This is a genomic window from Deltaproteobacteria bacterium GWA2_45_12 (assembly GCA_001797365.1).
Lineage (GTDB): Bacteria > UBA10199 > UBA10199 > UBA10199 > UBA10199 > UBA10199.
In genome coordinates this window covers 40,875-53,500 of sequence record MGPH01000011.1, presented here as the reverse complement: position 1 = coordinate 53,500, position 12,626 = coordinate 40,875, and the positions used below count along the sequence as shown (strand labels likewise).

12 protein-coding genes are annotated in these 12,626 nt (G+C 46.3%); 9 read left to right on the top strand and 3 right to left on the bottom strand.

Annotated elements, in window-relative coordinates:
• Positions 1 to 2: 2 nt before the first annotated feature.
• The 9 genes from A2048_01055 (at position 3) to A2048_01015 (ending at position 8,043) form a co-directional block, all read left to right on the top strand.
• Positions 3 to 662 (top strand): tRNA (adenosine(37)-N6)-threonylcarbamoyltransferase complex dimerization subunit type 1 TsaB, encoded by a 660-nt coding sequence (locus tag A2048_01055; GenBank protein OGP10385.1) that lies wholly within the window; start codon positions 3 to 5, stop codon positions 660 to 662.
• Positions 663 to 802: 140 nt separating this feature from the next.
• Positions 803 to 1,291 (top strand): acetolactate synthase small subunit, encoded by a 489-nt coding sequence (locus A2048_01050; protein OGP10384.1) that lies wholly within the window; start codon positions 803 to 805, stop codon positions 1,289 to 1,291.
• An 83-nt stretch (positions 1,292 to 1,374) separates the two neighbouring features.
• Positions 1,375 to 2,019: a phosphatidylserine decarboxylase gene (locus tag A2048_01045; GenBank protein ID OGP10383.1), complete on the top strand. Its 645-nt coding sequence runs from the start codon at positions 1,375 to 1,377 to the stop codon at positions 2,017 to 2,019.
• A 137-nt stretch (positions 2,020 to 2,156) separates the two neighbouring features.
• Positions 2,157 to 2,984: a CDP-diacylglycerol--serine O-phosphatidyltransferase gene (locus A2048_01040; GenBank protein OGP10382.1), complete on the top strand. Its 828-nt coding sequence runs from the start codon at positions 2,157 to 2,159 to the stop codon at positions 2,982 to 2,984.
• A 27-nt stretch (positions 2,985 to 3,011) separates the two neighbouring features.
• The gene (locus tag A2048_01035; GenBank protein ID OGP10381.1) at positions 3,012 to 4,547 is read left to right on the top strand and encodes a 2-isopropylmalate synthase; all 1,536 of its coding nucleotides are present in this window, start codon (positions 3,012 to 3,014) and stop codon (positions 4,545 to 4,547) included.
• Positions 4,548 to 4,585: 38 nt separating this feature from the next.
• Positions 4,586 to 4,870 carry a hypothetical protein gene (locus tag A2048_01030; protein ID OGP10380.1) on the top strand — a complete coding sequence of 95 codons (285 nt, stop codon included), beginning with the start codon at positions 4,586 to 4,588 and terminating at the stop codon, positions 4,868 to 4,870.
• A gap of 79 nt (positions 4,871 to 4,949) precedes the next feature.
• Positions 4,950 to 6,035, top strand: coding sequence for a 3-isopropylmalate dehydrogenase (locus A2048_01025; protein OGP10379.1), 1,086 nt, complete (start codon positions 4,950 to 4,952; stop codon positions 6,033 to 6,035).
• A 155-nt stretch (positions 6,036 to 6,190) separates the two neighbouring features.
• Positions 6,191 to 7,204, top strand: a complete 1,014-nt coding sequence (locus tag A2048_01020) for an aspartate-semialdehyde dehydrogenase (GenBank protein ID OGP10378.1) — start codon at positions 6,191 to 6,193, stop codon at positions 7,202 to 7,204.
• Between the two features lie 71 nt (positions 7,205 to 7,275).
• Positions 7,276 to 8,043: a tRNA pseudouridine(38-40) synthase TruA gene (locus A2048_01015; protein ID OGP10377.1), complete on the top strand. Its 768-nt coding sequence runs from the start codon at positions 7,276 to 7,278 to the stop codon at positions 8,041 to 8,043.
• A 9-nt stretch (positions 8,044 to 8,052) separates the two neighbouring features.
• Here the strand turns inward: A2048_01015 and A2048_01010 are convergent, their stop codons facing one another.
• The 3 genes from A2048_01010 to A2048_01000 form a co-directional block, all read right to left on the bottom strand.
• Entirely contained in the window at positions 8,053 to 9,423 is a 1,371-nt protein-coding gene (locus A2048_01010) for a hypothetical protein (GenBank protein OGP10376.1), read from the bottom strand.
• A 134-nt stretch (positions 9,424 to 9,557) separates the two neighbouring features.
• The gene (locus A2048_01005; GenBank protein OGP10375.1) at positions 9,558 to 10,508 is read right to left on the bottom strand and encodes a hypothetical protein; all 951 of its coding nucleotides are present in this window, start codon (positions 10,506 to 10,508) and stop codon (positions 9,558 to 9,560) included.
• Entirely contained in the window at positions 10,501 to 12,582 is a 2,082-nt protein-coding gene (locus A2048_01000; protein ID OGP10374.1) for a hypothetical protein, read from the bottom strand. The genes A2048_01005 and A2048_01000 overlap by 8 nt, the downstream gene beginning before the upstream one ends.
• Positions 12,583 to 12,626 lie beyond the last annotated feature (44 nt).

Genomic DNA, 12,626 nt, shown 5'->3' with positions numbered 1-12,626 from the left:
TTATGATTCTTTTGGCTGTTGAATGTTCCACCAAGGTTTTGAGTTTGGCCCTGTTTGAAAACAAGGTATTGCTGGAAGAAAAAATTGTTCTTCCTTCCACAATCACTCTGGCTGAAAAAATTCTTCCTGAAATAAGTCAGATTCTTTCCAGAAACAACCTTACCCTGGGCTCGCTGACGCACGTGGCCTTATCGACAGGTCCCGGTTCTTTTACGAGTTTGCGCATCGGTTTGGCCACCATCATGGGATTAAGTGCAGGGGCCTCTTTTACTGTTTTTGGATTGTCTTCTTTAGAAAGCATGGTCCACGGTTTAAGAGAAAAAGGAGGTATCCTGGCTCCTACTTTACTTGCCGGCAGGGGGCAGCTTTATGCGGCTTTTTACAACGCCACTCAGGAAGGGGTGAACCTTCTTGAAGGCCCCTTTGTATTAAGTGCCGAGAAATTTTCAGAAAAAATCAATTATTATCGAATAGTTAGCGCTTTTGGTCCGGGGCTGGAATTGATGGCCGGGGCAAAAACTGTCCCCGTGGGAGCGGATATTATTCCTTTAGCTCGTCATTTGGGGGAATTGGCGTTCACAGGGCGTTTTCAGCCAAGCGTTGTTGATGAACTTAAAATTTCCTACCTCCTTGATCCTGATCTGGGGATAAATAAGAATTAGAACTTATTTTGTAAGGGCGGTTCATGAACCGCCCTTACAACAAAACTTAAAACACCCTTGATTGCGGACCTTAAGATGGGATATGACTTTTTTCTTAATAGTTGGTCTCATAACGCATAACCCATAACTCATAACTTTTTATGAAACATACAATTTCTGCTTTAGTTGAAAACGAATTTGGCGTTCTTACCCGCATTGCCGGTCTTTTTTCAGGTCGCGGGTATAATATTCAAAGTTTAACGGTGGCTGAAACACTCGACCCCCATGTTTCGCGTATGACCATTGTGACTTCCGGTAATGATGCCGTCATTGACCAGATTAACAAGCAGTTAAGCAAGCTGGTCAATGTGATTAAAGTGCGTGACATGACTTCAGAGCGGGCCATCAACCGGATTTTGGCATTGGTCAAAGTAAAACTGAATGAAACAAACCGCAATGAAGTCATTAAAGCCGTTGAAACGATTGGGGGCGAAGTTTTGGATGTAGAAGAAACCTACTGCGTCGTTGAAGTGAGGGGCGATGAAGAAAAAATAGGATCGACCCTTAATCTGCTCAAACCCTACGGCATTCTCGATTTTGCACAAACGGGGAATATTTGTATCCCAAGGGGGAAGGAAGAGGAGTTTTGAGAAGTCAGGAGTCAGGAGAAATTTTTTTAATTCTGACTACTGGCTACTGAATACTGACTCCTGTATTCCGCTTTAATAAATAAATGCTTCAAACCACCAACAAAGATATAATTGCCCGTGAAGGCTTTCCTTTTATTGCCTTGGGATTTGGCTTGGTCCTTGTCGGGTGGTTGATTCATCCGATTTTGTTTGTTCTTTTTTTGGCATTAACTCTTTTTGTTGTTTCTTTTTTCAGAAACCCGAAAAGGGCTTGCCCGGAAGAGCATGGTATCCTTGTTGTTCCGGCTGATGGTAAAGTACTTTCCATTGATACCGTACAAGAAGACCGGTTTTTAAAAGACAGGGTTAAACGAGTGTGTATTTTTATGTCGCCCGCAAATGTACATGTTAATCGGGCCCCTGTTTCCGGGTTGGTGGAAAAAGTAAGTTACAACAAGGGGAAATTTTTCCCGGCTTACGCCCAAAAAGCCTCCCTTGATAATGAGCAAAATGCCGTGGTTGTGAGAAATGAGGGGGGTGAAAGAATTTTGTTTATCCAGATTGCAGGGTGGCTGGCCCGGCGTATTGTTTGTTATGCCAAGGAAGGGGATGTTTTAAAGGGCGGGGCTATTTATGGGTTGATCCGTTTTGGATCCCGCATGGATGTTTATTTTCCCATGCATTACGAAGTTAAAGTTTCGATCGGACAGAATGTGAAAGCAGGGGAAACGGTTTTGGCATCAAAATAGTGTAGGGGCGCCGCTTGCCGCGCCCATCAACGGTATGAACCCCAGGGCAAGCCCTGGAAGATTCTCCGCCTAAGGCGGAGGGTTTTGACCCGGCAAGGCGCGTCCCCGAAGCCAACGAGCGTAGGGGATAAAAAATTATGCAACGACAAGGCATCAAAAAGGGTATTTATTTATTGCCCAACATTATTACCACCGCGAACATGTTTTGCGGTTTTTTTGCCATTATTCGCACCATCAATGGTGACTATGTCACAGCAGCCTGGGTGCTTATGCTGGCGGGTGTGTTTGATTTGCTTGATGGTCGTGTGGCCCGCATGACCAAAACCCAGAGTGGTTTTGGTTTGGAATATGATTCCCTGGTTGATTTGACCTCGTTTGCCCTGGCTCCGGCTTTACTTGCTTACAAATGGTCCTTGTACGAATTTTATAAGGTGGGTTGGGTGGCCTGTTTTGTCTATTTTGCTTGTGGGGCCCTTCGTCTGGCCCGGTTTAATGTGCAGTCAACCAGTGTTGAAAAAAAACATTTCCAGGGGCTGCCAAGCCCGGGAGCGGCCAGTACCATTGTGACAGCCGTTGTGTTTAACCAGTACATGAATGGGGACGTGCCCCCTCCTGGTTATTTTATTTTGGGGCTGACAGTCCTTGTGGGGTTGCTTATGGTCAGCAATATCCCCTATCGGGGGTTGAAAGTTTTGGAATTTAACAGGCGGGCGCATTTTTTTGTGATGGTGTTGGTGGTATTGGTTTTGTTTGTCATTGCCGTTGAACCCCAGGTCACCTTGTTTACACTTTCGATGCTCTATGTTTCTTTTGGTCTCCTTAAAGGAATGTTTTTAGGGGTTAAAAAAATCCGTTCATTTGCCGATTTTATGAAACATTTTTTTCAGGCGGATCCCCATGAATTGGTCATTGCAGACAAGGAAAAAAACAAGGGGCAGTTATTGAAGGTGGTGGATAAAGAGTAGGGGCGCCGCTTGCCGCGCCCGTAATTTATGAAACCAGAAATAGTCAAAATTTTTGATACGACATTGCGTGATGGCGAGCAGTCACCTGGCTGCAGCATGAACGGCGATGAAAAGCTGCGCATGGCCCATCAGCTGGCCAAATTGAATATTGACATTATTGAAGGTGGTTTCCCCATTGTTTCCCAAGGGGACTTTGAATCGGTGAACCGGATTGCCCTGGAAGTAAAAGGCCCCATGATTGCCGGGTTGGCACGAGCCAACAAAATGGATATCGAGCGTTGTGCCCAAGCTTTAGAGCCTGCTGAAAAAAAGAGAATACACACCTTCATTTCCAGTTCGGACATCCATTTGCAATATCAGCTGAAGAAAACACGGGAAGAAGTGTTGCATGATGTGGAAATGGCCGTCAAATTGGCCAAGAAACTTTGTAACGATGTCGAGTTTTCAGCCATGGACGCTACCCGCAGCGACCGTGCTTATTTAGCCCAAATGTTTCAGGTGGCCATTGACCATGGTGCGTTAACCTTAAATGTGCCGGATACGGTGGGATACACCATTCCTTCCGAATTTTATGATCTTATTTCTTATTTGAAGTCGGTTCTTAAAATGCCCAAGGGTGTGTGCATCAGTGTGCATTGCCATAATGACCTTGGCTTGGCCGTTGCTAATTCACTGGCCGCCATTCAGGCCGGGGCCCGACAGGTGGAATGCACCGTCAATGGGATTGGGGAACGGGCCGGTAATGCTTCCATGGAAGAAATTGTGATGACCTTGAACGTGCGTCAGGACAGCCTCCCCTTTAAGACGAACATCAAGACGGAGCAGATTTATCCCTCTTCCAAATTGTTGTCGTTTATTACGGGCATTAGTGTGCAGCCCAATAAAGCCATTGTGGGGGATAATGCCTTTGCTCATGAATCGGGTATCCATCAGGATGGCGTTCTTAAATTTCAGCAGACTTATGAAATCATGCGGCCTGAATCGGTGGGTATTCCGCGCAACAAGCTTGTGTTGGGGAAACATTCGGGAAGGCATGCCTTTCGCGACCGGTTGGTAGCTTTGGGCATTCCCCTTGAGGGAGCCGCTCTTGAAGCTGCTTTCAAGGCGTTTAAAGATTTGTCTGACAGAAAAAAGAATGTTTATGACGAAGATATTTTTGCCCTGGTTGAAGGCCAGGTGGAACTCAAAGACCAGAAGTATGTTCTTGATTCTCTTTCGGTCAAAAGCGGCAACAAAGAAAAACCCGAGGCCAAAGTCAGTTTGTTTGTTGATGGCAAGCCCAAGGAAGTTGTTGAAAGCGGCAGTGGACCTGTGGATTCCGTTTTTAAGGCCATTCGCACGCTTACAGGGTTTAAGGGTAATTTGGAAAAATATGTGGTCACGGCCATTACCGGTGAAACCGATGCCCAAGGGGAAGTGGTGGTGACTCTTTCAGAAGGAGATAAAACAGTCAGGGGCAGTGGGGCCCACACCGATATCATCGTGGCCTCAGCCATGGCCTTTCTGGTGGCTGTAAATCGGCTGGAATATTATCAGACAAAAAAAGATGGGAGAGGGGTTTGAATTTGTAGGGACAACCCTAGGGTTGTCCCTACGTTGGTATGTTTTGTTTTTTCTGCAAAAAAGAAGACACGATTTCGGAAAAACCCGGCTTCCGCGACGTGTGTGACCATTGTGGGCGGGATGCCCACATTTGTCTTAATTGCGGTTTTTATGATCGTGCGGCCTACAATGAATGCCGTGAACCCCAGGCTGATCGTGTGGTGGATAAAGAAAAATTCAATTTTTGCGAATATTTCGTGGGGGCGCAGCAAGCAGCGCCCCTACAACAGGATCCTGTCTCTGAAGCCAGGAAAAAATTGGAGGCGTTTTTTAAAAAAACGTAGGGGCGGGGTTACCCCGCCCGTACGCTATGACGATACGCCCGTACGTAGGGACAATCCTAGGATTGTCCCTACAGAAATTATGTCCAACAAATCATACAAAATTGCTGTTCTTCCCGGTGATGGAATTGGTGTTGAAGTCACCCGGGAAGCCGTGAAAGTTTTAAAGGTTCTTGAAAAGGCCAGTTCCCTTTTATTTACTTTTGAAGAGGCTCTTGTGGGAGGTTGTGCTTACGACCAAACAGGGCATCCTTTACCCCCGGCTACCTTAAAATTGGCCAAGCAGGCTGACTCTGTTCTTTTAGGGGCTGTGGGGGGCCCTAAATGGGAACCCCTTGATTATTCGCTTCGCCCGGAACGTGCATTGTTGGGATTGCGCTCCGAGCTTAATCTGTTTGCCAATTTGCGCCCCGCGGTTATTTTTGATGCTCTTTTAGATGCTTCAACACTTAAGCGTGAAGTGGTGGAAGGCATTGACATGATGGTCGTGCGTGAACTGACGGGCGGTGCTTATTTTGGAAAACCGCGCGGAGTGACTAAGCTCCCCAATGGTGAAGAGCAGGGGGTCAACACTCTTGTTTACACCACCAGCGAAATCAAACGTATTGCCAAGGTGGCTTTTGAGCTGGCCACCAAGCGCCGTAAAAAACTTTGTTCCATTGATAAAGCCAATGTGCTTGAATGCACCGAATTGTGGCGTAAAGTGGTCACACAAATGCATAAAGATTATCCTGAAGTGGAACTTTCACACATGTATGTAGATAATTGTTCCATGCAACTTATTCGCAACCCCAAACAGTTTGATGTGATCCTGACTGAAAACATGTTTGGAGATATTTTAAGTGATGAAGCTTCCATGCTTACCGGTTCCATTGGCATGCTTCCTTCCGCTTCACTTAATGAAACTTCCAAGGGGATGTATGAACCCATTCATGGCTCGGCCCCCGACATTGCCGGGCAGAACAAGGCCAACCCCATTGCCACTATTTTATCGGCCGCCATGATGCTTGAATATTCCTTTGGACAAAAGGAAGCCGGCGGCAAAATTCGTGAGGCTGTAAAGAAAGTCTTAAATGAGGGCTATCGAACAGGAGATATTTATACCCCCGGAACAAAATTGTTGGGAACCAAAGAGATGGGGGATGTGATTTGCAAAAATATAACGTAGGGGCCCTACCTCCCCTAACCCCTCCTTACCCCGCAAACGGGATCCCGCTTCGCGGGACAAAGGAGGGGAGATTTTTTGTTGCCTCTCCCCCTTTGTTCCGCAAACGGAATCCCGCTACGCGGTGATAAGGGGGAGTTAGAGGGGGTAGATGAATTATGCAAAAAAAATCCAAATACAACATTGCCATTGCCGGAGCGACCGGTGCGGTGGGGGAAGAATTTTTACGTGTTTTAGCCAAAAGAAATTTTCCCATCGGGGAATTACGTCTTTTGGCTTCAAAAAAATCTGTTGGTAAAAAAATGAAATTCTGCGGGAAGGAATATCCCGTTTCTCTGCTGACCCACGATTCTTTCAAAAACATTGATATCGCTCTTTTTTCTGCAGGAGGGGCCAGAAGCCTTGAATTTGCTCCATCTGCGGTGAAGGCGGGAGCCGTGGTGGTTGATAATTCAAGTGTCTACCGTATGGATCCCAATGTTCCCTTGGTGGTGCCTGAAGTCAATCCGGAAGATATAGCCAAGCATAAGGGGATTATTGCCAACCCCAACTGCACCACCATTATCGCGGCCATGGCGATATGGCCCATTCATTGCCTGGCCCCCATCAAAAGAATGACCATTGCCACCTACCAGGCCGTGTCCGGTGCCGGGGCCAAGGCCATTGATGAGTTGGAAAGCCAAACCCGTGCTTATCTGGAAGGAAAACCCGTTGCAAGGGGCGCTATTTTCAAACATCCCATTGCCTTTAACTTATTTTCCCATGATTCTGCTGTTGGCGAAGAAGGGTATTCTCAGGAAGAAATGAAGGTGGTCCATGAAACCCGCAAGATTTTTCATGACAAGGAAATCCTTGTCTCGCCAACTTGCGTGCGCGTCCCCATTTTTAGGGCGCATGCCGAGGCCATTCATCTGGAATTGGGGAAACCCGTTTCCGTTGAAAAAGTAAGGCAGGCCCTGGCCAAAATGCCGGGAGTGAAGGTGGTGGATTCCCCCAAAGAAAATTATTTCCCCATGCCCGTTGACGTTTCCGGCAAGGACGAAGTTTATGTGGGCCGCATTCGCAAGGATTTATGGATTGAAAACGGGATCAATCTTTTTGTCTGTGGTGACCAAATTTTGAAAGGCGCCGCACTAAATGCCGTGCAGATTGCGGAGAAATTGATTTCGTAGGGGCGCCGCTTGCTGCGCCCTATGGGGCGGTACCATAAATAAGGGCGCAGCAAGCAGCGCCCCTACCTCCCATGCCACGCATCAAACTTACCCTCCAATACAAAGGAACCAACTATCTCGGTTGGCAAGTCCAACCCCAGGGCCCCACGGTTCAATCTGTTTTGGAAGAAAAACTTTCCGCCATTTTCAAAAAAAAAATAATAACCAATGTTTCTGGCCGTACCGATGCCGGAGTGCATGCGCTTTTCCAAGTGGCCCATTTTGATGTTGAGCCTTTTTCAATGAAGCCCATCAATTTGTTGATGGGGCTTAATTCCTCATTGCCCGCGGATATCTCTGTTTTGAAAGTTCAAATTGTTCCTTCAAGTTTTCATGCGCAAAGGTCCGTGAAGAAAAAAGTTTATCAATACACCATTTTTAATTCATCCATCCCTTCCCCCTTTTTAACCGAATATTCCTGGCGAGTTCCTTATCCGTTAAATATTCCTGCCATGAGGCGTGCGGCCAAGGTGTTGGTGGGCAGGCATGATTTCAAGTCCTTTTGTGCTTCTGACAGCAATGTAAAGACGACAGTGAGGAGGGTGGATAATATTTTGATCCGTACGGGCGAACCTTGTGTTCGCCCATACAGCACGGGTGGGGCCATCATCACCCTCACCTTCACCGGCCCCGGCTTTTTAAAACACATGGTGCGAAACATGGTGGGGACTCTTGTAGATGTGGGCCGGGGTAAACTCACCGAAAAAGACATTCAAAAAATCCTCAAAAGCCGCGACCGAAAAAAAGCCGGAATGACCGCGCCGGCGTATGGGTTGGTGTTGAAGAAGGTGATGTACTAAACAATCCCTTTAAGGATTCTGTTGTTCTGCCCAGCCTGTGACACGAATAATTCGATTGGGTTCCCTGTCTGAATTACTGGTAATGGAAATGGCGGTGTCATGGCGACCCCATGTTCGTGGGTTGAAACTAAGGCCAAAGGTTGTTTGACTATGGGCCTCAACAATCAGTGGCCATTGAATGGGCAGATCATAGAGCTGGTATTCGGCACGGGAATCACGTGCCCCGGCGTTTGGCGGGGCCAGGGTAATGTTGGAGATACTTAAGGGTCCCGGACCCGTGTTACCGATGGTGACGGTAAAAATGTCGCTGTCTGTGTTTACAGCACGACTCCCAAAATTGATTCTGTTTGTAGAAATTTCCATGACGGACCATACCTCGGAAACTGCGGTAATCGGAATGGAAAAATGGGGTTGGTCGGGATTATCGCTGACAATGTTCAAGCTTGTATTGTAATTTCCGACAGCTACCGGGGTAAAACTGACTATAAAAGCCACATCCCTGTCATGCCCTTGAAGGGCAAAACCATCAACGGGGTTATTGTTATCATCGTCTAAATGATTATAAATGTCGTCAACATGAAGCTGAAACTGGGCGTCATCAGGGTTTTCGAAGGTAATGCTCTGCACGTTCAATGTTGCTTCTCCTATGTTAGAGATATAAATTCTTTGGTTATGTGTATTTCCTGACGAAACTCGCCTAAAATTAATATTTTCAACGGGTCTTCTCCCTCTGCCAACGGTGTAACGGTAAGAATCATAAACAACAAGATTGGCGGGTAAAGCCGCTATGGCTGAGGCTGTAACAGGGATGGTAAAAGAGGGAAAGTCGTTATCATTACTTCGTATGATAATTCCCGTATTATGTTCACCAAGGTTTTGGGGATTGTAGCTCAGACGAAATCGAATGCTGCTTCTTCGATGTCCGTTTTCAAGAACCAGCGGCCAGCTTATTTCTTGAAGAGAAATTTCTTCATATCGATTATTGATGTACACCAATCTGTATTGATCATTGGCAGGATTCAGTGAGATTCTTTGCAAAAAGAGTGGGGCTTCTCCATAATTCTGAATGTAAAGATTGACATAGCGTCTATTTGTAAGGCGCACTTCCCCAAAATTGATATTGGGGATGCGGATTCCGGCGTTTATAGGGGTGTCACGGCTTGCATAACCATCCATTGATATCCCCAACATCAAACTGGTGGGGGGTGGGGGTGGCGGGCCGGGTGGTAAATGAACCTGCACAGGGCCTGGATCTTTAAGTTGAATTTGCTGAGGAAACTTTTGGGATGGAATGGGAATACGAGATTGCCCCACGGGGCTTATTCCCACAGCCAATAGAAAAAATCCTGTAAAAATTAAGAAGCTATTTTTTCTAGGCATAAATTTTATCCCCTACGCTCGTTGGCTTCGGGGACGAGCCTTGCTGGGTCAAAACCCTCCGCCTTAGGCGGAGAATCTTGGGTCCAGGGCTTGCCCTGGGGTGCATACCATTGATTTTTCCTACAGGCCTTAAATTACTGAGGCCCTGTATTCATCCTTGCATTTCCCGTGACAGGAATTGTGACAGTGGCTTCATCAACATCATCACTTGAAATGACAATGGAGGTTTGATGATTCCCCACGGCATTGGGTCGGTAATTAATTTGAAAAGAATATTCAATGCCCACTCCGGCAGCAAGCTCAAAAGGAAATGGGGGAAGCCCCGCCAATTGATATTGATTGCTTCCATCGGCAGCAGGAGCCGCCGGTGCCGCAAGCGCAATATTGTTTATATGCAGCGGCCCGTTTCCCTCGTTACGGAGGGTAACAATCCGCGTGGCAGAACGACCTGTTGGTATGGATACGAAGGCAATGCTTAAAGGAGATACCGTGATTTCGGGAGACCCTGCTTCTGGGGCAGGTGCTGGGACTAAAGGATTTTCAGCCTGTCCCAATCCTGAATTTTCGGATGTAATATTGATTCTGCTTGTACGGATCTCAGGGTCATTACTTTCGATAACAATGCTTGTACTGAAGCTGCCGTAATTGTCTTGCGTGTAGGTCACATCAAGAGAAGTGGATTGTTGGGCTTCAAGTTCAATCGGAAAATTTCTGTCGAGCGGTGGGTTTGAACATCGCGTGGGGGAATCGGCATTGTTTACATTGGCATCAAAAGAGAATCCGCAGGTAGCTCCGCTTAAATCGTCCATTGTAATGTTGGTGATAGTGAGGACTTCTTCCCCAATATTTCTGAGAGTAATGGATTCGGTATGTGTGTAATAGGGAGCTTCTCCGTTAAAATCAGGGGCTATGAAAACCAGATTGTTTGGCTGAATGGATAAAGTAGGAGGCGCTGGAGGAGGATTGGGTATAACGGCTTCGGCACAGCCGGTGGGTAAAACACCGTAGGCACAGCCGAGAAGGATAATCATGGGAGCAGAAAGGCTCGTGTACAATAATTTGGTTCTTTCAAGTTTTTTATCCATTTGATTTTTCCTTGTTTGTTGGGGGGTAAGTCGTTTTTGGAGGTTTGGTTTTTTCTGGGGGTGGCTTTTTAGAAGGTTCATCATTTTCCTGATCTTCTTTGGATGGCCCGGTTTGGATCCGACTTGTTCCTGTGACGGGTATGTTGATGATGGGCTCATCGATATCATTGCTTGAAATGGAAATGGAAGTTACATGTTCTCCCACGATGACGGGATCATAGCTTAAGCCAAAGATGAGCTGTCCGTGAGCCGGTAATACAACGGGCCATGCAGCAGGAATATTATGGATTGTGTACTGGTTATTAATGGGATCAGCTGCCGGGGCAAGAGAGATATTCTGAAGGATGAGTGGCAAATTCCCTTCATTTTGCACGGTAATGTTTTGAATGGGTGAGTTGGCCCCTTGGTTTACTTCGCCGAAGTCAATTTGATCGGTTGAAACACTAATTTCCCGGGCATTGGCACTTCCCGAAATGGGGATTCTGATTGTGCTTTCATTTTCATCATCACTTGAAATGACAAGGAAGGTATTATGGCTTCCATAAACCTGGGGAAGATAGGTAAGGTTTAATTCAAGCTCTGTTCTAGGGGCAAGGATCAGTGGCCACTCCAGCGGAATATTATCAAGCTGATATTGGTTGTTGTTGGGGGCTGGTGCCTCGGCGGTCAGGATTATATTTTGTAAGGTCAAGGGCCCGGGACCGTCACTTCGTATTCTAATAGTATAAGGGTCGCTTGCATTGCCAGGGGTTACATGGCCAAAATTGATGCGTTGGGTGTTCACAGAAATTTCCGGCCAAATGTCCGCGTTTCCTGTAACGGGGATGGTAAAGTTTTGTCCCAAGGGGTCATTACTTACAATGGTAAGAGAAGTATTGTGCTCACCAACAATTTGCGGCCGATATCGAATGCTGAAACGAACACTGCTATCTTCTTCCAAATTACGACAGGCATCGGGGGTATTGATGAGTTCATATTGCTCGTTAATTCCCTCACCTGCTGGTGCCAGGCTAATTTCTTGTATACTCAAAACGCCAGCATCTTGATTGCGGATTGTAATTTCAATAGTTCTTGTCCAACCCACGCCAATTTTTCCAAAAGAGACTTGTCTCGGATAAACATACATCTGAGGAGCAGGTTGAGGTGGTTGCGGGTTATCACGGACCCCGGTTCCCAATATGGGAAGTCTTAACAAAGGATTGATGGGGTCATCACTGACAATTTCGATGGCTGTATTATGATTTCCTACCACATTGGGGTGATATTGAATATCAATGGGACATCTTCCAGATCCCCATCCCTGTGGTGCTGGAATGACAGAGGGTATCCAATGTACATGGAGGAATTCATATTGATTGTTGGCACCTTCCCCTTCGGGTAAAAATCTGATGCCTAGTATATTTAAAGGAGCTTCCCCACGGTTGAAGATACAAACAAGTTGGTTAATTTGATTGCCTACAAGAACATGTCCAAAGTCAAGCTGATGGTGATTAAGTACCATTCTTGGGTGGGCTTGTCTGGGTGCCGGTTCTTCGGCTCTTAAGGGGCTTTCAGCCTGTCCCAACCCTGAATTTTCAGATGTGACATTAATAGTCTGAGTAGGAAAATCAGGGTCATTACTTTCAATAACAATGCTTGTGGAGAAATTTCCGAAATTGTCCTGGGTGTAGGTCACATCAAACGCAATGGATTGTCCCGCTTCAAGATGTTGAGGTAGGCCCATGTCAATGGGTGGGTTGGAACATCGTGTGACGGAATCAGCGTCATTAACATCAGGATTAAAAGAAAATTCGCATTTGGCTCCACTAAAATCGTCCATGGTGATGTTGTTGATGGTGAGGATTTCTTCCCCAATATTTCTTAAAACGATGGTTTCGGTATGTTTATAGTAAGGGGCCTCTCCGTTAAAATCAGGGGCTACAAAACTTAAAGTGTAGTCACTCACAGCTTCCCCACTAATATTTAAAGTAGGAGGGGCGGGGGGAGGGGTTGGAACAACAGCTTCAGCACACGCTGTCAGAAGACTGATAAAAATAATGAAAGGAGAGAATAAAGAAGAAAGGGAACTTTTCATTGCAACCTCATGTTTTTAATTGGTAATTTTAATCTCCTTGTCAC